The organism is Pseudarthrobacter adonitolis (genome assembly GCF_055412845.1).
Genome location: NZ_JBVAYW010000004.1, coordinates 43,969 through 69,220, shown reverse-complemented (window position 1 = coordinate 69,220; position 25,252 = coordinate 43,969). Strand labels below are relative to the sequence as shown.

The following is a 25,252-nucleotide window of genomic DNA, read 5'->3' as shown; positions in this document are numbered from 1 at the left end:
TCCGCCGGAATAGCGTGTATGCCTGCACCGGCATGCAGTCCGTCCGTTGCGGTACAAACAGCGTCCGGGTGAGACGATGAACTCGATGTCAGCTACCAATTCCCCCTCCGATAAAGCAGGCCGCACCGCCCCGAGCGAAACCGCGAGTGAAACCCGGTCCAGCGCCATCATGGCTGCAGGAACCCTGGTATCCCGGTTCCTGGGCTTCGGCAAGACCTGGATGCTGGGTGCCGCGCTGGGCCTCGGTTCCACGGTTAACGACACGTTCATCAACGCCAACAACCTGCCCAACCTGATCTTCCTGCTGGTGGCCGGTGGTGTGTTCAACGCCGTGCTGGTGCCGCAAATCATCAAGGCGAGCATGGCCCCGGACAGGGGAGCGGACTACATCAGCCGGCTCCTGACGCTGGCCGTGCTCCTGCTGCTTGGCCTGACCGCGCTGGTCACGCTCGCTGCTCCGTGGGTCATTGAGTTAACCACACAGGGTTATTCGGCGCAGCAGAAGGCCCTGGCAGTTGCGTTCGCCTTCTGGTGCCTGCCCCAGATCTTCTTTTACGGCCTCTACTCCCTGCTGACGCAGGTCCTCAACGCCAACGGCGCGTTCGGGCCAGCCATGTGGGCGCCCATCATGAACAACCTGGTGGCCATTGGCGGCCTGGGCATGTTCATCTGGATCTTCGGCGAGAATCGCATTAATCCGCACACACTGGACAACTGGGGCCCCTCCCAGACCCTGCTTGTGGCCGGCTTCTCGACATTAGGCGTCGTGGCCCAGACAGCCATCCTGCTGATCCCGGTCATCCGCCTGAGGCTGGGTCTCCGGCCCCGGTTTGGCTGGCGGGGAGTCGGGCTCGGCCAGGCAGCGAAGCTGAGCGTGTGGACGCTCCTGACCGCCGCCGTCGGGCAGTTGGCATTCCTATACGTCATGCGTATCGCCACTATTCCCGGTGCCGAGCGGCTCCGGCTGAAGGCTGCGGGGGATCCGGCGGCCGAGATGCTGCCCGGCAACGCGGTCCTTGAGGTGGCCAGCCAGCTGTACCTGCTGCCGCACTCGATCATTGCGCTCTCCCTCGCCACTGTCCTCTTTAACCGGATGACCCGCGCTTCGCAGGATGGCAACCGCGCAGAACTTCGCGACGCTCTCTCGCACGGCCTCCGCACCATGGCGGTGGCCACCGTCTTCGGCGCGCTGGCTCTCTTTGCGCTGGCCGGGCCGTTGGGCATGTTCTTCTCCGGTGGTCCACGCCAGGACGGCGTGATGCTGGCCCAGACGCTCACCATCCTCGCGCTCAGCACCCCGTTCATGAGCGCCAACTTCATGATGTCGCGGGTTTTCTACGCCAACGAGGACGCCCGCACGCCCTTCCATATCCAGCTGCTGCTTGCCGTTGTCTACGTGGCCGGTGCCTTTGGGATCCAGTTCCTGCCGGTGGGCCAGATCATCTACGCCATCGCCCTGCTGTACATGGTGGGCAACATTCTCTCGGTAGTCATCAGCGCCTACTTCCTGCGCCGGCTCCTGGGCCACCTCGACGGGCCGCGGATCGCCAACTCGTATATCCGGATGGGCTATGCAGCGCTCGGTTCCGCGATCACGGGCGCCGGGGCCCTGTGGCTGATGGGCAGCTACAGCGCGGACGGCTTCGCCTGGAGCGGCCGGCCCGCCGCCCTGGTGACCGTCATCGTCGTCGGACCCATCATGTTGGTTGCCTACCTCTTCCTACTCAAGATCTTCCACGTCGCGGAACTCCGCGACCTCATGCGCCCCCTGTTGGGACGGCTGGGCCGCGGTACCGGGCCGTCGGACGGCACCGGGGGAACGCCGTCGTCGGCTGCGGGTGCCGACGTTTCCGGAATGGAACGTCCGACGCCGGAACGCGCCACGGTCGCGGTGGACACTGGACTGATTCCCCGGATCTCCGGCGAATTCGACGCCGTGTCATTCCGCGCACGACCCGTACCGGAACCCCACGCAGCGCCTTCGGCGCCGGAAACTCTTCGAGGGAATCCCGGAGTGTCTGCCGCTTCGGGTCCAGGTGAGGGCGCCAATGGGGAAACTGACGGGATCGCTGGCGGGGGCACTGAACCCGCCGCTGTATACCTTCCTGCCGAGGACGTACCCGGCACAGCGCGGGGCGGGCTGCTGCGCGACGAGATTCCCCTTCCCGGCCGGCGCACGTTCCAGGGCCAGGCCGGACAGAACCCCCATTTCAAGCCACGACGGCCTCGAAAAAAGTGATCTTCGTGCGGTTTTTGGTTGCCTGTTGACCACGGCGGCCATGGCCCATCGGCTAGGATCGACAGTGCACAGGGGTAGTTGCAGGCAAGCGCAGACCGGCTCGCCGGACGGCTTTTGACCGGTTTCTGACCGGCGGTGGCATCATCTACGCCGGCATTCCCGGACAGTCTAGGAGGAACACGTGTCCCACCCGATCGACGTTGGATCAGTACTCGGCGGCCGCTACAAGGTCACAGCCACGGTATTGACCTCACACGACCAGGATCTGGTGCTGGACGGGGTGGACCAGGTTCTCAACCGACCGGTCAGCATTCTGGTCGCCGGCCCGGACAACACCGAGCAAGTGGCCCAGAGCGCCCGCGAGGTGGCTACCGGTGAACGCCCGGGGAACGTACAGGTCCTGGACCTTGGGGTCACCGAGGCCGCCACGTACCTCATCACCAACCACACGTCCGCGGCAGACCTGCTGGACCTCGTGGTTGCCTCCGACGCGCCTTACGTCGAGCCGTTCTTCACGGATACCCTTGGCAGCGAAATTTTCGGCCAGGCCCGTTCCCACGAACCGGAACCGTACGACGACGAAGTCAACATCGACGCCGGCTACATCAACTACGCGGACAACCACCCCAGCCAGGTTGACTCATTCCGGTCTGCCGCGCCGGTTGTGCCCCCGGTTGTTCCTGCCCGTCCGCCGCTCCGCCCGGCGGTCCGTCCGGCGGTCCGTCCGGCGTCGGGGTCTGCCAAGACCGGGGCCGCTGGCGGAGGGGCCGCCGCTGCCACTGCTGCACATCAGCACGCAACCGCACCGCAACCAGTGCAGGCTGCAGAAAACCGGTCATTTTCCGGACCCGCTGAGACCAGGACCGGTGCGGGCTCCGATACGCCCAAGGTTTCTTTGTGGTCTGAGGAAGATTATTCCAACGGCTCCCAGGACACAGGTTCCGACGAGGCCGTGGGCTCCGGAACGCCCGCGCGCTCCGATGGTGCAGCGGGTGCCTTTCCGTCGCTTGCCCGGAAGGTGTCTCCTGCGGCGGCAGTACCGCCTTCCGGCGGGACGGATGATTATTACGACGACGAAGAGCCCGAGCGTGAGCCCCGCTCCATGCGCTGGCTGGTGGGCGGACTGCTTGCCGTGGTGCTGATTGCAGGGTTGGTCTTTGCGGTCACCAACCTGGGCAGTCTCTTCAAAACTGGCCCTCAAGCCGCCCCATCCCCCAACCCGACGGGCTCCACCCAGCCAAACACCGGGTCGCCTTCCCCCAACCAGAGCTCCGCGCCGCCAGCAGCACCGCCGGCCATCGACAACATCACCCGCCAAGGAGATTTTGACTTCGCAGCCACCTACGACGTGGATCTTGTGAAGGCCTTTGACGGCAATGCCGCCAGCTACTGGTCGGACATGGAGTTTGCGACCGAGGGTTGGGGCGGTCTCGCCACGGACGGTGTGCCGCTGTTCGTCAAGCTGAAGTCCCCTGCCACAGTTTCCTCCATCACCCTGACTCAGCTCGGAGCCTCGGGCGGCAACCTCAGTGTCTTCACCAATGACCGTCCATCACTGGACGGCGCCAAGCTGGTGGGGACCAACAGCTTCACGTCAACAGATCTGACCATGCCGCTGGCCGAACCGGTGCAAGCACAGTACGTGATCGTGTCCATCAAGACGCTTCCCAAGCTGGCCGCCCCGAAGACCCGCTACGGCTTTGGCATACGCCTGGCGGAGATCAAGATCCAGTAGGGCACCAGCGTCGTTCCTGTTGAGCCGCGGCTGTTCTGGCCGGAGCATTGCTCCGCAGTAACAGACGCGGCTCAGCTGTCTTCAGACGGTAATCTGGTAGGGCGTCCCGTCCAGGTGACGGGGTCGTGACCACTGACGCTTTCTCCGTTCGCGCGGCGCCTGGAATATTCACCACCGAGATTCAGTTGTGCCATGTGGCCGGCCGCAAAAGCCGGCGCATCGACTAAGGAAGAGGTTCACCGTTCAGTGAGCAACGCAGAAAACACCGCGTCCGAAGTACGTGATGTCATCATCGTCGGCTCGGGCCCGGCCGGGTACACGGCCGCTGTCTACACGGCGCGCGCCAACCTGAAGCCCTTGCTTCTGGCAGGATCAGTCACCGCCGGCGGCGAACTGATGAACACCACCGACGTCGAAAATTACCCAGGCTTTCCCGAAGGCATCATGGGGCCGGACCTTATGGAGAACTTCGAGAAGCAGGCAGCCCGGTTCGGAACCGAAATCCAGTTCGAGGACGTCACAGCGCTGGACCTCGACGGCGACATCAAGACTGTCACCATCGGCACCGGGGAGACCTTCCGGGCGCGGGCGATCATCCTCTCCACCGGATCCGCTTACCGTGAGCTGGGCCTCCCGAACGAAAAGCGCCTCTCCGGGCACGGAGTCAGCTGGTGTGCAACCTGCGACGGTTTCTTTTTCAAGGACCAGGACATTGCGGTTATCGGCGGGGGAGACTCGGCGATGGAAGAAGCCCTCTTCCTGACCAAGTTCGCCAGGTCCGTCACCGTTGTGCACCGCCGCGACACACTTAAAGCTTCCAAAATCATGGCAGACCGTGCCCTGGCCCATGACAAGATTTCGTTCATCTGGAACAGCACCGTTGACGACGTCATCGGAGCGGACAAAGTCATCGGGCTCAAGATCAAAAACCTGCAGGACGGCACCGTGTCCGACCTCGCCGTCACCGGCGTCTTCGTTGCCATCGGAAACGATCCCCGCACCGACCTGGTCAAGGACGCCTTGGAGATCACGGCGGCCGGCACCATCGCCGTTGAGGGCCGGAGTTCCAAGACCAGCATCCCGGGCGTCTTCGCCGCCGGCGATGTTGTTGATCCCACGTACCGTCAGGCCATCACGGCCTCCGGTTCCGGATGTGTTGCTGCGATCGACGTGGAACACTACCTCGCAGACCTTCACGCGTAATCCGCGTATCCGCCATTCGAAGAGAGAGACAAGGTTATGAGCAACGCTAAAGACGTAACAGATGCAAGTTTTGGTGCGGACGTACTGTCGGCCAACAAGCCAGTGATTGTGGACTTCTGGGCTGAATGGTGCGGCCCCTGCCGCAAGCTGGGACCCATCCTCGACGAGATCTCGGTCGAATACAGCGAGAAGGTTAACGTCGTCAAGGTCAACGTCGATGACAACCCCGCCATCGCCGCCGAGTACGGCATCACGTCCATCCCCGCCGTCTACCTCTTCCAGGACGGCCAGGTGAAGAGCACTGTTATCGGTGCGAGGCCGAAGCAGTTCTTCGAAAAGGAATTTGCGGACGTCCTGTCCTAGTCACGTAGGGCCTCCGGTCCAGCATGACCGGTGACACCGGTCCGTGGCCACTGCTTTCCTGAAGCGGTGGCCACAGCAATTTAAGACAACCCTTTCGAGACTCCATATGGTTGTAATCAACCCTGATCCGTTCCCAGGCGTCACTAATCGATCAGAGAGCTTCCTGGAGTCCAGGGCAGGGCCTGGAAGACTTACCTTGAGGGCCGGCGGGCTGCAAATGTCTGGCCCGCTGCTATCTCAAGGTCCGGTCCTCCAAATTCGACTGTTTCGTTTCACGTGAAACGTTTCCGATCGGAACGCGGAGCATCATACGTCGGCTTCGAATTCTCTGCAGAACCGAACAACGGAGACTGTGTGGAGAACTCCTGACGGCTCCATCCGAAGAATATTTCAGTTGCCGCACGGCGATTGCGGCTCGGCCCAGGTCGGGGAAAGTAGATCGATTGAATCTCGCTTTCTAGTCCCCGAGGTCCTTCTTCAGCACACGGATGCGGACCCCGGGCTTTGTTTCACGTGAAACATTGATGATCGCTAAACGGAGCGTCGCAGGGCAAGTCCGCGTTCGCCCGGTGGGATGAAAATTCCGTCGACGACGTGATGGCTACTTTGTTGATGTTGCAATCCGAGTGAAACTTCAGATGATTCACGGCGAAAGGGCTTCGACTCGCCGACAGTGGTTCAATCAACCCCCAATTCCAATCCCGCGCAGGGTCTTCCTCTGCGCAGAGATCCGAACCACGTGCGGTGTTTCACGTGAAACACCGCCTAATCCCGCAGGGGACGGTTTCTTCCTATAGGCAAAAAGACTGATCGCGGCCGCCTCCAGTATTGATGACTTGGATCAGGTTCGCGGGGATGCCGGTGGACTACGCCCCGTTCACTCACTGTCTACAATATCTGCCTCCGGGGCTGACATTCAGTAGAATGTTGGACAGCGTAAAAAAGTTGACTTGTAGGACAAAGAGGCCCAATCGAACGGTTTCAAAATCGCTCGGGACCCTAACGGCACGGAGCAACGAACGCCGGGCCGGATTCTTGACGTTCCAGCCGCGTTGGCCGCCCTTGGAATGAGTCAGACATCGATGGGGCATCTGCCGCATCGAGAAACGTCAGTTCCGATGGCACACCGAGAAACTGCAGTTCCGATGCTTGGATCGGGCTCGGCGTAGCTGGTCGGGAGCCTGGCCGCTGCTGGCCGGACGATCCGATCAAATGGAGCGAAATCCTGGGCATGAATGGGGCAGCGACGCCCAGAAGGGGACGCACTGCTCCTCAATATGCCCCATTCTCATAACTTCAGCCCAACGGCAGTTGCATCTGCCGCTTCTGTTGCCAGCTCATTTGCGGCCACCAGTTACAACCAGAGCAGTATCGTCCGCCGCATATCGACCCCACAGGCCACATGTATCCAGAAACTCAGCGAAACAGGGCGTATTCACGCCGTACGGGAGGCCTGCCGGCACAATCAAGATGCCGTCGGGACGGTTTCTGGACCGAAGCCTGGAGATTCATAATGCCTCTTCGACGATGCCTCTAGCCTCGAAGCAGGATCAGAAGCCGCCCGGGCCCCACCCGTGTGATCTGCCCTCCCGTCGTCGTCGCACTCGTGGACAGGACCTATTCGTCCGCATCTTCCTATTGGGCATGAAATCCATTGACATGGTTGGCGCGAAGAGGAAGTGCCATGCGGAGATAGCCCATGCTCGACATTGCCCTAGGCCGTGCACATCCACCACTCCGACACACACCTGTTGCGGCCTGATCCCTTGCACAACGCTCATGATCGTATCAACGCCTCCGTGCCCGGATTTCCCCGCGCGCCTCGAGAGGAAATCCAGAGTGGGAGGGATAGAACTCGGATGCCTCTCTGCGGCGTACTGTTTCACGTGATACACGTTCAGTCCAGGATTGGCATCGCAATTTACTAGGTCAGAAACCTATGTTTCACGTGAAACGACCTCAGCGAAGGGATCCCGTCCGTCACTAGATAGGCTGCCAGAGACCCCCGGCTCCACGCGGCTGGCAGGTAGCCTCGGCAGCGAAGTCCCAGCTGGCTGCAAACGCCACGCCAAGTCCTTTGCGAAACGGTCCGAAGTCCGTACAACCCGTCGCACCGGACACCAGGTACGCCGGGCCCACGAAGCCGAGTCTTCCATCCCGCAGGAACGCGCTGCACCGCCAGGAACCCGCCACACTTCCCACCTGCTCCTATGCGTGCTTGCGCGGCGGCTGAGCCCCAGCCGGGCCCAAGCAACACAGCCTGCGGTATCGGCGAGGGAACGTTAGTCCGAACCTAGAATGGACGAACATGGCCGCACTCTAAGCGGCCCGTAGCGTAGGACCTATGGCTTCAGCGCCTCACGCACATCCCGATTCGCAGATCGACGAGCCCCGTCCGGTCAACGAATGAGGGTAGTAGAGTCGCCCACCATCGACATCAACATGTCAGCCCGCGGTACAGCTTCCGGCCGAGGCGGCACACATAGTCAAAGTCCTCACGAGGTAGTCGTCTGCGCAATCCGCCGGGCCCCAGATGTACACGCACGCTGTGGGCAGGTCTTGAACCCGAGGGCTTGCGCCGGCCCGCGTGGTCAAACGGTGGAGCGCTACGTGACCGGCCAGCTCCATCGGCAAGGACCTCGACCATACGATAGTTGATGTCAGCTGATGAGGGAATTCTTACATCAGAAGCGTGACTGTTAGGTTCACCCGGCGGGTTCCGCCGCGTTGGTGATCCACTGACTTCGACCTTATCCCCAAATGTTATCCACATTGATATCCACAGGCTTATCCACCTGTCTGAAATTCTTCCCCGCTGTACGGATGAGTCCGAACTTGAGGTCAGCGATCGCACTCAAGTTGGAAGCGATCCCGAGACAAATATCACGGAAGAGAAGGACGCCCATGTGGGCCAGGAATATTGCCAGAAATCCAACTATTGACGTCGCTTTCCGTGCCCCGAGAGCGCCCGACAGGGGTTCAGCACTGTTTCACGTGAAACAGGACTGCAGAGACTCTCCGATACCCGTGCAGACTGCTGGTTCCTGGATGGGCTGGTGTGCGCCGAATCCCTTGGTGATGCATGCCATCAAATACTCTATCCACAAAGTTATCCACAGCAATATCCACCGCGCAATTCACATCTTGCAGCCCCGTGGCTGTGTCCGCTTCAACTGCTGTTGTGGTGAGTTCGCCTTGCCCCATGATGAAAGGGGGCCCACAACTCACAATCATGCTGGCTGGCCGTATGCTTGCCTTTCACTAGAGTAGTTCCAGCCTGGCCGCATCCTGGCTCACGGCCGTTTCGCCAATCACCTGAGGTACGTGCCACTGGCGTCGCGACCCGTTCGGGTACCTACCTTTTCGGCCAGCCCAACCGCCACATGCTGGCGCAGAGCCAGACGAGTCAGTCCACCATCAATTCCCTTCCTTCCCGGACACTTTGAAACTGGGCTTGTTCCGTCTACTGCGGGATCGCGTCATACGGGGGAGAGCCCAAATCGAGGAACTGTTCCAGAGACGCGCTGTGCCGAGCTGCTCCGACCACGCGCTGACGGCTAAGAGTGTTGCAGGACTGGTCACGGATGGTCCTCCCGGATGCGGTAGCCGGCGAGTCCATTGGACAGCACAGGGGATTGATGCACATTCCAGAACTTGGCGTGTATTGAGCCGCCCTGCAGATTCCATTCTGCCGAGCTATCCCATCCCCGAAGAAGACCGTTCGACGACAGGACGCATTGGGGGAGGCCAAGGCCCTGCCTGCCTGCCGACGCCGATGCTACTGATCCGCACACGCGGACCGCAGTCCGACCCTATCCCGTCACTTCTGAGCTACCCCAAGATCAGGGGCGCGTCGCTGACTGCCGTCTCACAGGGACCTCGGATGCGCCTGTAAGGCTTGCGTTCAGCCTCGCGGCGACGCAATGGAACACGGGCACCAGACTCGGCTACCACGGATGTGACCACACTGGCCTCCGACAATGTCCCCCCGCCGGATGTTAGCCTCTGGAGCGCCCTGCCATGGGTCCACTGAGCCCTGGGTCGGCATCCACCGTGCCAGCAGCATGTAGCCTGCCGTGGCAACAGTCACCTCCCAAGGGAGTGAGGAAGGAAGTCCTTTGAGACGGAGTGTGAGGTCATCATCGGCTCTCAGTCGTGAACTCCAAATACTACGAACCGCTAGGTCCCTCGGGGCTCGAGCTGGGAGGGCATCGGGGATGTAGCTGACGCAATTCGAGATGCACCCCGTTCGCTGGCGTCTTCAGGATACTCGGGACATGGGGATAATCGGGCCACGGAACACTCGGTTCGTTTCTATGTTTTACGTGAAACTATTTGAACCACTGTTGGGCGCAGGCCGAGCCTGCTCAGCCATCTAGGGGAGGAGCGTCCCTACCCGGCATTGACTGCACGCAAGGGTAGGAGTGTCCCTGCTCGACGCTGACTGCAGGCGCAACTCCTCCGATACTGCCAAGTGGGAGTCACTTCCACCGCATCCGCAGCTATGAATCAGGCGACACGTTGGATTTATGCGTCGAGGGCCTGGGCCAAATCAACCCAAGGTCGTCATGTCTAGAGCCGACACCACGATCTCGCGAGCGGTCCATTGCTGTTTCACGAAAACCGCCGACGGGAGTCGCCTTCACGAGTCGAACCTGACCCTGCAGGAGCGCTTGGATGACGCAATCCGACCAAGCCACAAGCCCGGGGGAGATGTCCATTCTTGCACGTCCCTCATGCTCAACCGGCCGGGCAGAGGCTCAGGATAACACCTGCACGGATATGTCCCAGGCCCACCAGCACCACGGAACAGGGTGGGCACAAGGCCAACGAATCCCACATTTCCGCTGCTGCGCGGGTGGGAACCGAGACTCGGCGGCAAGAAACCAGCGGAATCGGCGCATTCTTCAACTGCTTCGGCGAAACAAGACCATCTCTGGGCAAAGCATCATGAGTCCAATCAGGGTGTCCAGCGGTCTTTCGCGTGCTCCATCCACCGGGCTGCCGCCAGTCGGTTGGAGCAGTCCAAGGCCATCGACGATGCCAAGCTCACATCCCACCGCCAACGACAATGCCCGCGGGCTACAGTGCTATGCCATGCGAACCGGGGGTCAGGACACGGGGCTCCCTCACTACCAATATGGCCGCAACCATTATCAACTCGGAGAATGCAGAGATGGAATGTCCTTCAGACGCAAAGAAGGGCCTGTTTCACGTGAAACAGGCCCTTCTTTGAACAGAGAAGCTAGTTCTCAGATCCTGGCGCAAGAACTTCCATGATGCGGTTCAGGTCTTCAACACTGGCGAATTCAATGCTGACGCGCCCCTTGCGGACACCCAAGGAAATCTTGACATTGGTGTCCAAGCGGTCGGACAGCGAGGATGCCAGATAGTCCAGTCGCTCATGGCGGGCCCCCGGACGGGGGATGTTGTTCTTCACAGGCTTCGCAGGATCCTGGTAGAGAGTGACGGCCTCTTCGGTTGCCCGAACAGACATGCCCTCAGCCACGATCTTCTGGGCGAGACGTTCCATGGCTGCCGCATCCGGCAGGGCCAGCAATGCACGAGCGTGGCCAGCGGAAAGAACGCTCGCCGCCACACGACGCTGAACCAGGGGTGGAAGCTTAAGCAGACGCAGCGTGTTCGTGACCTGGGGACGTGAACGACCAATGCGATCCGCAAGCTGCTCGTGAGTGGTTCCGAAGTCTTCAAGCAACTGCTGGTAGGCCGCCGCCTCTTCCAGCGGGTTCAACTGGCTGCGGTGCAGATTCTCCAACAGCGCGTCCCTGAGGAGGTCGTCATCAGTGGTGTCCCGGACGATGGCAGGGATAGTTTCCATCCCGGCCGCCTGTACTGCCCTCCAGCGACGCTCACCCATCACCAGCTCGTACGGTTCTCCACCCTCTTCGGTTGAAGTACGAACCACAATTGGCTGAAGAACGCCGATTTCACGCACGGAGTGGATGAGTTCCGCCATGTCATCTTCATCGAAGACTGAGCGGGGCTGTTTCCGGTTCGGATGGATGTCGGTGACCGGAATCTCGGCAAAGCGTACGCCGGGGACTTCCACAAGATCTACACCGTTATCCGGCTTACTGCTCTGGGCTTCGAGTGCCTCGGATACAGACACGTCAGTCACGGCATCAGCCGGCACGGGCGCAGCATCCACCGCCGGTGCAGTTACACGGCTCTTTGCCGGAACTTTCGCCGGAGCCTTGGCCGGAGCTTTTGTGGCCGGCGGCCTGTCTGCTGCCTTGGCGGGCGGCTTCGCGGGGGAGGCCGTTCTCGGCGTGGCTGCTTTCTTCGTCACCGATGCGTCGTTGGCCTGAGCCGGCGCAACCGACGCGGAAGCCATCGTCTCGGGAGATGTGGAAGCATCCGATGCTGCCCCGCCATTCCCTGAGGTGTCGTCGGAGGAAACGACTTTCTTACGGCCTTCCGGAAAGAAGAGATCCACAGGCCGCGACACAGCGCTGCCGTTGCCCGACGCACTACCGGCGGAACTTGGAATGAGTGCGCCAAGACCGCGGCCTAGGCCACGTCGCTTTTCGCTCATGGATAAATCCCTCCGATGGAAGAGTCAGACCTTGCCGGACTCCGGTTGTTGCAGTTCTTGAAGATTCTAGCGTTCAGCGATTTCGGCTGCGGCTTCCAGGTAAGACAGGGCTCCACTGGAGGAAGGATCGTAGGTCATGACTGTTTGCTGGTAGCTCGGGGCTTCTGAAATCCGCACCGAGCGGGGGACTACAGCACCAAGGACCTGCTCGGGGAAGTGCAGGCGAACCTCCGCTGCCACCTGGGCGGCAAGATTGGTTCGGCCGTCATACATCGTGAGGAGAATAGTGGAGACCACCAGATCCGCGTTCAGATGCTTCTGGATCATCTCAATGTTTTTGAGGAGCTGGCTGAGGCCTTCCAGGGCGTAGTACTCACACTGGATGGGGATGAGGACCTCGCCGGCAGCGCAGAAGGCATTAACCGTGAGCAAGCCGAGGCTTGGCGGGCAGTCAATGAAGATGTAGTCGAGGCGTTCTTCGCCGTTCTTCGCCCGGGTCTTGGCATACACATCGATGGCTCTGCGGAGCCGCTGTTCACGGGCCACAAGCGAGACAAGTTCAATCTCCGCGCCGGCCAGATGAATGGTGGCAGGAGCACAGATCAGGTTGCTGATGTCCGGGCAGGGGGCCACCACGTCAGCAAGTGGGAAATCATTGATTAGGACATCGTAGATGCTGTCCACATCCGCGTGGTGCTCGACGCCGAGGGCGGTGGATGCGTTGCCCTGGGGATCGATGTCAATGACCAGGACGTTCAGGCCGGCTGCGGCCAGGGCAGCGGCAATGTTCACAGTGGTGGTGGTTTTGCCGACCCCACCCTTTTGATTGGAGACCGTGAAGATGCGAGTCTTCTCCGGCTTGGGAAGTTTCCGGCCAACCAGCCGTTCGCGGCGCTTGGTCTCGTGCGCGAGTTCCCGGGCGATAGGACTGGAGTCGTCCATGGTGTCCATGACGTTGATCCTGCCACCCGTTGTTGTTTCACGTGAAACAGAGGCAAGAGTTGCCCTTTCTGTAACCGGATTGGGGTGACTTTCCCCTCGTCCCGGCGCGGAACCCATGCCAGCAACTGATCGTGCTGACCCCAAAGACACAAACGGGGGTATCCGTTGTGTGGAGGCTTCGCTACTGGTCACTGGGACACACTCACTCTCGTTCGGCTTTTGCTGCCGTTGTCTAGCCTAACCGCTTCGCCCTGCAGACCAAGGCTACCGGGCCCGGACTAGCAGATCTTTCGGGACTTGTTGACGACGATCCGGACCACCGTGGTGGGTTCCTCCAGAAGGATTTCACCGACAGTCACTACTGAGGTCTGGACGCCACCGAGCTTCCGGATGACCTTCGCGGCTTTTTCGATTTCCTCACCTGCGCTGCGTCCCTTAATGGCCACAACCTCGCCCTTGCCGGCAAGCAGGGGGATAGTCAGGCCGGCGAGGTTGCTCAACGCGGACACAGCCCGGGCAGTCACAACATCGGCGTCAACCATGCCGACTGCCAGTTCAGCGCGGGTCCGCATCACCGTGACGTTTGTCAGGCCGAGATCGTCCACCACTTCCTGGAGCCAGATCACCCGCCGTTCCAGCGGCTCGATCAGTGTCAGTTCAAGGTCCGGCCGAGCAATGGCGAGGCAGAGTCCGGGAAGTCCGGCTCCGCTTCCGACGTCGGCAACATGGCTGCCGTGCGCGATCTCGCTTTCGATGACGGCACAGTTAAGGACGTGCCGGCTCCACAACCGTGGGATCTCGCGCGGCCCGATCAGCCCGCGTTCCGTTCCGGACGTGGCCAGGTGCTCTACGTAGCGTTTGGCCAAGTCCAGGCGGTCACCGAAAATCTTCTCGGCCGCCAGCAATTCTGCTGCCGTGATGTCAACCATGATTAGCGGTTCAGCATTCTCTAGTCTGCGGATACAACGATGTGACGCCCGGCGCCTTCGCCCTCGGACTCGCTGACGAGTCCCAGGTCAGCGACGGCGTCGTGAACGATTTTGCGTTCGTAGGCACTCATCGGCTCCAGTGCCACGGCTTTGCCGGACTCTTTGACCGAAGCTGCTGCATCCTCCGCGATCTTCTGGAGGTGGCCGGCGCGTTGCTGACGGTAGCCGTTTATGTCCAGCACCAGGCGTGAGCGGTTTTCCGTTGCGGAGAGGACAGCGAGCCGGGTCAATTCCTGAAGGGCCTCCAGGACTTCGCCGTCTCCGCCTACGAGGCTGTCGAGACTATCGGTTTCTTCTTCAGCAACGATGGAAATATACGTGCGGCCGTTCCGAACTTCGATGTCGATGTCGCCATCGATGTCAGCGATATCCAGGAGCTCTTCCAGGTAATCGGCAGCAACGTCGCCTTCCTCTTCGAGGCGGCTGGCAGCGGATCCCTTGGGGGAAGCATCGGCGTCAGTCGCTGATTCGTCCTGATCGTCAATGATCTCGTCGGAAAGGGCGTGTTCGGTGCTCTCGGCTGACATTACTTCTTCTTCCTGTTCTTACGTTGTGGCTGAATGCGCTGACCCTTGGCCTCGATGATCGCGGCTGCGGCGGCGGCCTCAGCTTCGGCGTCGGCCTTCTTCCCTCCCAGAATGGGCAGAGCCGGCAGGCCCTTGGCGGCACGGCGTTCAGCCAGGGCCTTGGCAGCAGGGGATCCCGGCGTCGGCATGCGGCGGATTACGAAGAACTGCTGCGCCATGGTCCAAAGGTTTGTGGTGGTCCAGTAGATCAGCACACCGATGGGGAAGTTAATGCCGCCTACGCCGAAGACGACCGGCAGGATGTAGAGCATCATCTTCTGCTGGCGCATGAACGGGCTGGCCATGGCCTCTTCGGACATGTTCTTGGCCATGATCTGCTTCTGCGTGATGAACTGCGAGGCCGTCATGGCCAGGATCATCACGATGGAGAGGATCCAAACGGCAACCACATTGCCGCCAGGGGGTGTGCCGTGCAGCAGCGTCGCGGACAACGGCGCCCCGAAAATGGTGGACTGGTCAAACTGAACCACCTGTTCGTGGTTCATCGCGCCGATGCCTTTACCGTCACGGCTCGCCGTCGAAATGCCGGACAACACGGTGAAGAGCGCAAAGAAGAACGGCATCTGGATCAGCATGGGCAAACAGGCGGAGAACGGGTTGGTTCCGTGCTTCTTGTACATGGCCATCTGTTCCTGCGCCATGGCCTGGCGGGAGAGCTGGTCAGTCTTGCCCTTGTACTTGTCCTGGAGTTTCTTCAGGTCCGGCTGCAGCAGCTGCATGCCGCGCTGCGCCTTGATCTGCTTGACGAACACCGGGATCAGTGCGGCCCGGATCACCAGCACCAGGCCGATGATGGACAGTGTCCAGGTCCAGCCGGAAGCCTCCGGCAGGCCGATGGAGCTCAGACCCTCATGAAAGCCCACCATGATGATGGACACAAGCCACTTGAACGGAAACATGATTGTTTCAAAGAAGTCCATACGATATCCCTATTCGTCAGGCCGCAAGGCGGCCTTCTCCATCAGTCTGAGCAGCCAGGTACTTGTCCGGGTTGTTCAGCACAACAATTGTGGGGGTCCGGTGATCGGGCCAGTGGCGGTGGCCGGCGGGGACATGGTCCACACCACCGGCATTCCACGGATGGCAGCGCACAAGGCGGCTGGCCGCAAGCCAGCTGCCCTTCACTGCGCCATGGACAGTGATCGCCTCAAGGGCGTACGCCGAGCAGGAAGGAAAGAAGCGGCAGACCTGGCCATACAAGGGAGAAATCACCTTGCGGTAGGCCATCAGCAGCAGAATAAGAATGTTTCTGGGCAGGTTCCAGAGGAAGGTGCCCAGGGCGGCAGCAACAGGCTGGAGGAAGTGGACGACGGCGGCAGTTACCTTACGCACGCTGTGTCCCTTCCTGTGTTGTACCGGTTGAACCGTTTACAGCAGCCCGCGGAAGGCGGCTGCCCAACCGGCTCATGGTTGTTTCCAGTGCGGCGTCGTAGTCCGCCAGCAGTTGATCCCAGCTGGCGGCAGCGGACGCAGGCAGCGCCCGTACCACTATGGCGAACCCGGTACCGTACTCGCGCAGCGAGGCAGCACCGGCTTCTCTCAGTCTCCTCTTAACGAGGTTCCTGACCACAGCGTTCCCGACACCTTTGGAAACGATGAACCCGATCCGGCTGGGTTCGTCGGCAGCAATAGCTGCCGCATATAACACTACGTTCCGGCGTCCATTGCGGACACCGGAACGTACAGTTGTTGAAAAATCGGTTGCAGTCCTCAAACGGTTACGGGTGGCCAGCACCTTAAACTCGCAAAGAAAAGTTAACCGACGAGTCAGATATCTAGGCCGACAGTTCGGTGCGGCCCTTGCCACGACGGGCTGCCAGGATGGCACGGCCGGCACGGGTACGCATACGAAGGCGGAAGCCGTGCTTCTTGGCTCGACGGCGGTTATTCGGCTGAAAAGTCCGCTTGCTCACGTTAGTTACTCCAGTGGATCAAAGGTGCGCCCACCCGATCAGTAAAGGGGAAGAACTGGCCGACGCTAAGTTTTGTATATGCACGCTTCCCCCGGCTGCTCAAACGCGGTGCGTCGGAGAGATTCAGATGGGGCCAAAAAGCGTACACAAAGGACTTCACAACGTTAGGGCAAAACGCCTCCCAGAGTCAAACCGGGGTACCCCTGGGTCCCTGGTACCGGCTGTGGTTAACCTGGCCCCACAGCCTGTGGATGAAGTGGCTCACAGGGCCTGTTTTCGAACCACAACGGTGTAATTATCCACAAGCTACTTCCCAGCTATCTTCTGGCCTTTTGATCCCCTAGAGTGGCTCAGTAGCCGATTATCCACGGACTGTGCATAACCCTGTGGATGAAGCTGAACCAGCATCCTGGTTCGGGACTTGGGGCTGCACGTAATGCAGGCACGCAAGTTTTGAGGAACTGATTGATGACAGTAGACGAAGCCAACCACGCCAATACTGTCGGAAGTTCCTGGCGTCGAGTTGTGAGCCTGCTCGAGCAGGACGACCGCGTTTCACCACGACAGCGGGGCTTTGTCATCTTGGCGCAGGCGCAGGGCCTGATCGGATCCACCCTTCTGGTGGCCGTTCCCAACGAACTGACCCGCGAAGTCCTCCAGACCCAGGTCAAGGACGCCCTGGACGACGCCCTGCACAACGTCTTTTCCGAAGACATCCGCTGCGCAATCGACGTGGACACCGATCTGGTGCCGCTCCACAAAGAGCCGGAACCCGTCGTCGAACCTTCCTACTCCCCGGACCAGCTGATCGAACAGAAGCCGCAGCCGATGCTGCCGAGCACTTCTCACGAATTCGGCCGACTGAACCCCAAATACGTCTTCGATACCTTCGTTATCGGCTCGTCCAACCGCTTTGCCCATGCAGCTGCCGTGGCGGTGGCCGAAGCGCCAGCCAAGGCCTACAACCCGCTGTTCATCTACGGTGATTCCGGGCTGGGCAAGACGCACCTCCTGCACGCCATCGGCCACTATGCCCGCCGCCTATACAGCGGAATCCGGGTCCGGTACGTGAATTCCGAAGAGTTCACCAACGACTTCATCAACTCCATCCGCGATGACGAAGGCGCCAGCTTCAAGACCACGTACCGCAACGTGGACGTGCTCTTGATCGATGACATCCAGTTCCTGGCAGGCAAGGACCGGACGCTGGAGGAGTTCTTCCACACGTTCAACTCGCTGCACAACAACAACAAACAGGTGGTCATCACCTCGGATTTGCCGCCCAAGCAGCTGGCAGGATTCGAGGACCGGATGAAGTCCCGCTTCGAATGGGGCCTCCTCACGGACATCCAGCCGCCCGAACTCGAAACCCGCATCGCCATCCTGCGGAAGAAGGCCCTCAGCGAAGGCCTCTCCGCCCCGGACGATGCGCTGGAATACATCGCTTCCAAGATCTCCAGCAATATCCGCGAACTCGAGGGCGCGCTGATCCGGGTGACGGCATTCGCCAGCCTGAACCGCCAGCCGGTCGATGTTGCGTTGGCGGAGATGGTCCTGAAGGACCTCATCACCGACGACGGCGCCCAGGAAATCACGTCGAGCCAGATCCTGATCCAGACGGCCGAGTATTTCAAGCTCAGCATGGAAGAACTCTGCAGCAAGTCGCGGACGCGCACTCTGGTGACGGCCCGGCAGATCGCCATGTACCTCTGCCGCGAGCTCACGGACATGTCCCTGCCGAAGATCGGCCAGGAGCTCGGCGGCCGCGATCACACCACGGTGATCCACGCAGACCGCAAAATCCGTGAGCTCATGGCTGAGCGTCGTGTGATCTACAACCAGGTCACCGAACTCACCAACAGGATCAAGCAGCAGCAGCGCAACTCCTGAGCCGCCGCCTCTATACCTTATTAACAGGTGCATGTGGATAACCCTGTGGATACTTAAGGGGACAACCGCGCTTAATGGGCTTAAAACCCTTAAGGCGCCTGTGGATCAGCGAAAAGCCAAAAATTGTTATCCCCATCCACAGCCTGTTTAAAACCTGCTTCGCCCACAATCCATGAACAGGGCTCAACCGCTGGATCCTGCGGCCGGATCGAGTTATCCACAGTATCCACAGCAGTTATTAACACTACTAATCCCAAGAAATTGATTTCCCTCAAATAACAATCTCGATCCGCACCCCGAACCGGGCCAGGCCCAAGGGCCTACGCACCCCAGGGGTCCTGACCGGGGATGGGTTAATCAGCTGTCTTCCGGCTAAGCTGTCAGCAGCGCTCCCATCCTCGGGTTTCTTTGTGGTTCAGCAATCGAAGAACCATGCAGGTTCCGTTGTTGGGGCGCCCCTACTTTTGGGCTCCCTGTGGGAGTTTCCGGTTCAGACAAGGCAGCAGCAAAATGAAAGGCGGCACCCTTCCGTGAAGTTCAGAGTCGACCGGGATGTCCTGGCAGAAGCCGTCACCTGGACAGCCCGGTCGTTGTCTCCGCGGCCCCCGGTTCCAGTGCTGTCCGGCCTGCTCCTAAAGGCTGAAGCCGGCACGGTCAGCCTCTCGAGCTTTGACTACGAGACCTCCGCACGCCTGGAAATCCCCGCGGACATCAGCGCTGAGGGAACCATCCTCGTTTCCGGCCGCCTCCTCGCGGACATTTGCCGAAGCCTTCCTTCCGCTCCGGTGGTCGTCGAAACCGATGGCAACAAAGTGACGCTGACCTGCCGCCGCAGCAGCTTCCACCTGGCCACCATGCCCGAGGCCGAATACCCGCCGTTGCCTGCGTTGCCCGCCATCAGCGGCACCGTCCCGGGAGACGCCTTTGCCCAGGCTGTTTCCCAGGTGATCATTGCTGCCAGCAAGGATGACACCCTCCCCATCCTCACCGGCGTCCGCATGGAGATCGAGGACGATCTCATCACCCTTCTGGCCACCGACCGCTACCGTTTGGCCATGCGCGAAGTGCCGTGGAAGCCCACCACCCCCGGAATTTCCACCAGTGCGCTGGTCAAGGCAAAAACCCTGAACGAAGTGGCCAAGACCCTTGGCAACAGCGGCGACATCAACCTCGCACTTGCCGACGATGACAGCCGCCTGATCGGTTTCGAAAGCGGCGGCCGCACTACCACGTCGCTGCTCGTGGATGGCGACTACCCCAAGATCCGCTCGCTGTTCCCGGATTCCACCCCCATCCACGCAACCGTCCAGACGCAGGAACTTGTGGAAGCCGTCCGCCGTGTGTCGCTCGTGGCCGAACGCAACACACCGGTTCGCCTCGCCTTTACGGAAGGACTGCTGCACCTGGACGCCGGCACCGGCGAAGATGCCCAGGCCTCCGAAGAGCTCGAAGCCCAGCTCTCCGGTGACGACATCACTGTCGCTTTCAACCCGCACTACCTGGTGGAAGGCCTGAGTGTCATCGAAACGAAGTACGTCAGGTTCTCCTTCACCACGGCGCCGAAACCCGCCATGATCACGGCTCAGGTAGACGCCGCCGGTGAGGACCAGGACGACTACCGTTACTTGGTTATGCCCGTCCGCCTCCCCAACTAGGCAGCAGAAAAGAGACTCACGTGCATATTGGACTGATCGGCCTTGGCAAGATGGGTTTCAACATGCGCGAACGTCTGCGCAAGGGCGGCATTGAGGTCACGGGTTTTGACCGGAACCCTGAGGTCACCGATGTTGCCTCCGTGGATGAGCTGATTGCGGCTGTTCCGGCTCCACGGCTGATCTGGGTGATGGTCCCCTCCGGCGACATCACCGATGCCGTCATCACCGAACTCGGGAGCAAGCTGGACGCCGGCGACCTGGTGGTCGACGGCGGTAACTCCCGTTTTACTGAGGACCAGAAACATGGTGCTGCGCTGGCAGAGAAGGGCATCCGTTTCGCCGACTGCGGTGTTTCCGGCGGAGTGTGGGGCCTCCAGAACGGGTACGGACTCATGGCTGGCGGTGATGCCGCCGATATTGAGCGGGCACTACCGGTTTTTGATGTGCTCCGTCCGGAAGGCGAGCGGGCGGACAGTTTTGTTCACGTCGGCGGAATCGGTGCCGGACACTACGCCAAGATGGTCCACAACGGCATCGAATACGGCCTGATGCAGGCTTACGCCGAAGGCTACGAACTGCTGGCCGCCAAGGACATTGTTGACGACCTGCCCGGTACATTCCGTGCCTGGCAGAAGGGCACCGTGGTCCGATCCTGGCTGTTGGACCTGATGGTGAAGGCGCTGGACGAGGACCCGGGACTCGAATCCATCGATGACTACGTCGAGGACTCGGGCGAGGGACGCTGGACCGTTGAGGAAGCCATCGCCAACGCTGTTCCGGCACCGGCCATCACGGCTGCACTCTTCGCGCGCTTTTCGTCCCGCGAAGAAAACTCACCGGCAATGAAGATGGTTTCCGCGTTGCGTCACCAGTTCGGCGGGCATGCCACCCGTCCCGCCAAGTAACATCCACCCCGGGACCCGGCGGTTCCGAGAATTGTCGAACACCGCGTGTACCTAGAACATCTTTCGCTGACTGACTTCCGCAGCTACGCCCAGGTTGACCTTCCCCTCGAACCGGGTGTCACCGTGCTCGTCGGGTCAAACGGCATCGGCAAAACCAACCTCATGGAGGCCATCGGGTACCTGGCCACTCTCAGCTCGCACCGGGTCAGTTCCGACGCTCCGCTGCTGCGGTTCGGCACGGACCGCGCGCTGGTCCGGGCCCGTCTGGTCCGCGGCGAACAGACCACGGTCCTGGAACTTGAGATCAACGCCAGCCGCGCCAACCGGGGGCGCATCAACCGCAGCAATCCCGTCCGGGCCAGGGACCTCCTCGGAATCTGTCAGACAGTGCTTTTCGCCCCTGAGGACCTGGCGCTGGTCAAGGGAGATCCGTCCAACCGCCGCCGGTTCCTCGACGAGCTGCTGGTCAGTCTTATGCCCCGGCATTCGGCGACGCGCACGGACTATGACCGTGTCCTGAAGCAGCGCAACGCCCTGCTCAAATCCGCCCGGGCCGGAAAATTCACTGCCGGACATGAGGCCACCCTCGATGTCTGGGACCAGCACCTGGCCCGGGCGGGCGCCGATCTGCTGCACGCACGGCTGGAATTGGTTGAACTGCTGCGCCCGCACCTGGCCAAGGCATATGCCCAGCTCACGGATGGCTCCAAGGAAGCCAACGCCGTCTACCGGTCCACACTGCAAAACCTGATGGACGACGACGGCGGCGCAGCACCGGGTGCCGGCGGCGGTTCGCTGGCGGGAGAGTCGGCCGCTGCCGAAGATCTGCGGAACCTCACCGTTGAGGATCTCACCGGGCGCTATGTCCAGGCTTTTGCGGCCTCCCGCCGCAAGGAACTTGAACGCGGAATCTCCTTGGTGGGGCCGCACCGGGATGAGCTGGAACTGATCCTCGGCGAAGCGCCCGCCAAGGGGTACGCCTCGCATGGCGAAACCTGGTCGATGTGCCTCTCCCTCCGGCTCGCCTCCTACTACGTCATGCTCGATGATGCACGGACCGGCGGGTCTGCCCCGATCCTCATCCTCGACGACGTTTTCGCCGAGCTCGATGTGCAGCGACGGCGTAAACTGGCGGCAATAGTCTCCGGCGCGGAACAGGTCCTGGTGACCGCCGCAGTCGACGCCGATATCCCGGAGGAACTCTCCGGCCGGCGGGTGAAGGTCATTCCGGGAGGAATCGATGAATAAGGATGAAAAGGGCGGGCTGCAGCCCGGCCGTGATCCTGACAATATCGATGCGCCCCAGGCGGCGCTGAACCGCATGCGGGAGGCCGCGGCAGCGCGCGGCGAAATCCGCCGAAAGGCACCCCTCAAGGCCGGCGCCGCCAAGACAAAACGTGGGATCCGCGATACCCGGGGTTTCAGCCAGTTCCACTCCACCGGCCGTGATCCGCTGGGGCTCGGCAAAGTAGTGGGACGCCTCGTGGCCGAACGTGGCTGGAGCTCGCCGGTAGCGGTGGGTTCGGTCATGGCAGAGTGGGCCACGCTGGTCGGCCCGGAGATCTCAGCGCACTGCACCCCGGAGAGCTTCACCGATACCACGCTTCACGTGCGGTGCGACTCGACAGCCTGGTCCACGCAGCTGCGGTTGCTGAGCAACAGCCTGCTGGAGAAATTCCGCACGGAGCTGGGCGATGGCGTGGTCACCAGCATCCAGGTGCTCGGACCGTCGGCACCCAGCTGGCGCAAGGGCGGACGTACCGTCAACGGCCGCGGGCCGCGCGATACCTACGGCTAGCCGCCGCCGTCGGCTCTTGAATATTCGTCCGGCGGCGTGTAGGGCGGTCTAACGCCCTTGGGGCGTATAGGAACCCGGCGGCAGGACCGCGAGGGCGCCCTAGGTGGGGTCAATGGCCTCGCATAGGCACATCCGGGTCCCGCGACGCCCGCCGGAATGCGGGTCTGCGGCCCATTTCACGATAGAATCACAGCAGATAACTGGGCGCCGGTGAAACGTTGACTGAGTCCGTTTTCCGCACGCTCTCCGCAGGCGGACTTCGGTCCCGCACGTCGACGTATCCGTCAGCGCCATCAGCTTGTGCCTGTTGGCGGATGCTTTCCCATGGAAGGCTGCCGCCGGCCATCATCGAAAAAGAGGAGTCGACAGCACCTGTGGCTAACGACAATACAGATACCCAGGCAGTGGAACGCGCAGCGGAGGACGTCCCTACCCCCGATACGCCGGCGGAGGCCGTGACACCCCGGGAATACGGCGCAAGCGACATCACCGTACTTGAGGGTCTCGAAGCCGTCCGGAAACGCCCGGGCATGTACATCGGCTCTACCGGACCGCGCGGCCTGCACCACCTGGTCTATGAAGTGGTGGACAACTCTGTTGACGAGGCGCTGGCCGGGTACTGCACGCACATCGAAATAGTCCTGCAGGCCGACGGCGGCGTCAAGGTTGTAGATGATGGCCGTGGAATCCCGGTGGACATGCATCCCACCGAGCACAAGCCCACTGTTGAGGTTGTTATGACCATCCTGCACGCCGGGGGCAAGTTCGGCGGCGGCGGTTACGCGGTCTCGGGCGGCCTCCACGGTGTGGGTATTTCCGTGGTGAACGCGCTCTCCAGCAGGGTGGACACTGAAGTCCGGCGCCAGGGCAACGTCTGGCGGATGTCCTTTGCCGACGGCGGCAAGCCCCAGGGCGGGCTGGTCAAGGGTGAAGAGAGCGCCACCACCGGCACCACCCAGACCTTCTATCCGGACGCTGGTATTTTCGAATCCACCGAGTTTGATTTCGAGACGCTCCGCGCCCGCTTCCAGCAGATGGCCTTCCTGAACAAGGGCCTGCGGATCACCCTCACGGACGAGCGCACCGCAGCGGCGAACGCGGACACCGATGAGGATCTTAACCTTGATGTGGTGGTCACTGAAGGTGAGGTCACCGCTGAGCACCGCACCGTGGTGTACCAGTACAACGACGGCCTCCTGGACTATGTGAAGCACCTGAACTCTGGCAAGAAGGTTGATGTTGTCCACGAGGACGTCATTTCCTTCGAAACCGAGGACAAGGAACGGCATATAGCGCTGGAAATGGCAATGCAGTGGACCAACGCGTATTCCGAGAGCGTCCACACCTACGCCAACACCATCAACACCCACGAGGGCGGCACCCACGAAGAGGGTTTCCGCGCCGCGATGACCTCCCTCATCAACCGCTACGCGCGGGAAAAGAGCATCATCAAGGAAAAGGACGACAACCTCACGGGTGATGATATCCGTGAAGGCCTCACCGCGGTCATCTCGGTGAAGCTGGCCGAACCACAGTTTGAGGGCCAGACCAAGACCAAGCTCGGCAACTCCGAGGTCAAGGGCTTCGTTCAGCGCGTTGTCACCGACGGCCTGGGCGACTGGCTGGAACGCAACCCCGGCCCCGCCCGCGATGTTATCCGCAAGGCAATTTCCGCGGCTCAGGCCCGCATGGCCGCTCGGAAGGCCCGCGACAACGCCCGCCGCAAGAGCCCGCTGGAATCCTTCGGCATGCCCGGCAAGCTCTCCGACTGCTCCTCGAAGGACCCCGCCCGCTGCGAGGTGTACATCGTGGAGGGCGACTCCGCCGGCGGTTCCGCCAAGCGCGGCCGCAACCCTGAAACCCAGGCCATTCTGCCCCTGCGCGGCAAAATCCTGAACGTCGAGCGCGCCCGGCTGGACAAGGCCTTGGGCAACGCCGAGGTCCAGTCCATGATTACCGCGTTCGGCACCGGCATCGGCGAGGACTTTGACCTCAGCAAGCTTCGGTACCACAAGATCGTGCTGATGGCCGATGCCGACGTTGACGGCCAGCACATCACCACGCTGCTCATGACGCTGCTGTTCCGTTACATGCGCCCGCTGATCGAAAACGGCTACGTCTACCTGGCACAGCCCCCGCTGTACCGGATCAAGTGGTCCAACGCGCCTCACGACTACGTTTTCAGTGACAAGCAGCGCGATGCCAAGCTGCTGTCCGGGCAGGCCGCCGGCCGCCGTATCCCGAAGGACAATGGCATCCAGCGCTACAAGGGCCTGGGCGAGATGGACTACACCGAGCTCTGGGACACCACCATGGATCCGGACCACCGGACCCTCCTACAGGTCACCATGGACGATGCGCTGGCAGCGGACCAGACTTTTTCCACGCTGATGGGCGAAGACGTGGAGTCCCGCCGAAACTTCATCCAGCAGAACGCCAAGGACGTCAGGTTCCTGGATATCTGAACCCGGGTCGCC

The 25,252-nt window shown here is 61.3% G+C and carries 18 protein-coding genes; 10 read left to right on the top strand and 8 right to left on the bottom strand.

The genetic code is table 11. From position 1 onward, the window contains the following. Positions 1–85: 85 nt before the first annotated feature. The 4 genes from murJ (at position 86) to trxA (ending at position 5,540) form a co-directional block, all read left to right on the top strand. On the top strand, positions 86–2,239 hold the full coding sequence (gene murJ, locus ACZYZ4_RS06400; RefSeq protein WP_463859215.1) for a murein biosynthesis integral membrane protein MurJ: 2,154 nt from the start codon (positions 86–88) through the stop codon (positions 2,237–2,239). A gap of 181 nt (positions 2,240–2,420) precedes the next feature. Further along, on the top strand, positions 2,421–3,974 hold the full coding sequence (locus ACZYZ4_RS06395) for a protein kinase family protein (protein ID WP_463859213.1): 1,554 nt from the start codon (positions 2,421–2,423) through the stop codon (positions 3,972–3,974). 246 nt (positions 3,975–4,220) lie between these two features. Continuing rightward, complete coding sequence (gene trxB, locus ACZYZ4_RS06390) at positions 4,221–5,177, top strand: thioredoxin-disulfide reductase (protein WP_463859211.1); 957 nt, start codon at positions 4,221–4,223, stop codon at positions 5,175–5,177. A 36-nt stretch (positions 5,178–5,213) separates the two neighbouring features. Further along, positions 5,214–5,540, top strand: a complete 327-nt coding sequence (gene trxA / locus ACZYZ4_RS06385) for a thioredoxin (RefSeq protein ID WP_463859209.1) — start codon at positions 5,214–5,216, stop codon at positions 5,538–5,540. Between the two features lie 5,245 nt (positions 5,541–10,785). Here the strand turns inward: trxA and ACZYZ4_RS06380 are convergent. The 8 genes from ACZYZ4_RS06380 to rpmH all read right to left on the bottom strand — a co-directional run bounded on the left by ACZYZ4_RS06380 (position 10,786) and on the right by rpmH (position 16,527). Further along, positions 10,786–12,096: a ParB/RepB/Spo0J family partition protein gene (locus ACZYZ4_RS06380; protein ID WP_463859207.1), complete on the bottom strand. Its 1,311-nt coding sequence runs from the start codon at positions 12,094–12,096 to the stop codon at positions 10,786–10,788. A 66-nt stretch (positions 12,097–12,162) separates the two neighbouring features. Next, on the bottom strand, positions 12,163–13,230 hold the full coding sequence (locus ACZYZ4_RS06375) for a ParA family protein (protein WP_463859205.1): 1,068 nt from the start codon (positions 13,228–13,230) through the stop codon (positions 12,163–12,165). Positions 13,231–13,316: 86 nt separating this feature from the next. Further along, complete coding sequence (gene rsmG, locus ACZYZ4_RS06370; RefSeq protein WP_463859203.1) at positions 13,317–13,967, bottom strand: 16S rRNA (guanine(527)-N(7))-methyltransferase RsmG; 651 nt, start codon at positions 13,965–13,967, stop codon at positions 13,317–13,319. Between the two features lie 20 nt (positions 13,968–13,987). Further along, entirely contained in the window at positions 13,988–14,554 is a 567-nt protein-coding gene (locus ACZYZ4_RS06365; protein WP_463859201.1) for a Jag family protein, read from the bottom strand. Beyond that, complete coding sequence (gene yidC, locus ACZYZ4_RS06360) at positions 14,554–15,534, bottom strand: membrane protein insertase YidC (protein WP_463859199.1); 981 nt, start codon at positions 15,532–15,534, stop codon at positions 14,554–14,556. Before yidC ends, ACZYZ4_RS06365 begins: the two co-directional genes overlap by 1 nt. 16 nt (positions 15,535–15,550) lie before the next feature. Beyond that, a complete protein-coding gene (gene yidD / locus ACZYZ4_RS06355) occupies positions 15,551–15,946 on the bottom strand; it encodes a membrane protein insertion efficiency factor YidD (protein WP_463859197.1) in 396 nt (131 codons plus the stop codon). After that, the gene (gene rnpA, locus ACZYZ4_RS06350) at positions 15,939–16,349 is read right to left on the bottom strand and encodes a ribonuclease P protein component (RefSeq protein ID WP_463859195.1); all 411 of its coding nucleotides are present in this window, start codon (positions 16,347–16,349) and stop codon (positions 15,939–15,941) included. The genes yidD and rnpA overlap by 8 nt, the downstream gene beginning before the upstream one ends. Positions 16,350–16,389: 40 nt before the next feature. Beyond that, the gene (gene rpmH, locus ACZYZ4_RS06345) at positions 16,390–16,527 is read right to left on the bottom strand and encodes a 50S ribosomal protein L34 (RefSeq protein WP_003800212.1); all 138 of its coding nucleotides are present in this window, start codon (positions 16,525–16,527) and stop codon (positions 16,390–16,392) included. Between the two features lie 468 nt (positions 16,528–16,995). Between rpmH and dnaA the strand changes: the two genes are divergently transcribed. From dnaA to gyrB, 6 genes are all read left to right on the top strand, one after another. Further along, positions 16,996–18,417, top strand: coding sequence for a chromosomal replication initiator protein DnaA (dnaA, locus tag ACZYZ4_RS06340; protein ID WP_463859193.1), 1,422 nt, complete (start codon positions 16,996–16,998; stop codon positions 18,415–18,417). A gap of 530 nt (positions 18,418–18,947) precedes the next feature. After that, positions 18,948–20,072: a DNA polymerase III subunit beta gene (dnaN, locus tag ACZYZ4_RS06335; RefSeq protein WP_463859191.1), complete on the top strand. Its 1,125-nt coding sequence runs from the start codon at positions 18,948–18,950 to the stop codon at positions 20,070–20,072. A 20-nt stretch (positions 20,073–20,092) separates the two neighbouring features. Beyond that, positions 20,093–20,977, top strand: a complete 885-nt coding sequence (gnd, locus tag ACZYZ4_RS06330; protein ID WP_463859189.1) for a phosphogluconate dehydrogenase (NAD(+)-dependent, decarboxylating) — start codon at positions 20,093–20,095, stop codon at positions 20,975–20,977. A gap of 45 nt (positions 20,978–21,022) precedes the next feature. Beyond that, positions 21,023–22,225, top strand: a complete 1,203-nt coding sequence (gene recF, locus ACZYZ4_RS06325; RefSeq protein WP_463859187.1) for a DNA replication/repair protein RecF — start codon at positions 21,023–21,025, stop codon at positions 22,223–22,225. Then, positions 22,218–22,775, top strand: coding sequence for a DciA family protein (locus ACZYZ4_RS06320; protein ID WP_463859185.1), 558 nt, complete (start codon positions 22,218–22,220; stop codon positions 22,773–22,775). The genes recF and ACZYZ4_RS06320 overlap by 8 nt, the downstream gene beginning before the upstream one ends. A 374-nt stretch (positions 22,776–23,149) precedes the next feature. Further along, positions 23,150–25,240 (top strand): DNA topoisomerase (ATP-hydrolyzing) subunit B, encoded by a 2,091-nt coding sequence (gyrB, locus tag ACZYZ4_RS06315; protein ID WP_463859183.1) that lies wholly within the window; start codon positions 23,150–23,152, stop codon positions 25,238–25,240. The last annotated feature ends 12 nt before the right edge of the window (positions 25,241–25,252 follow it).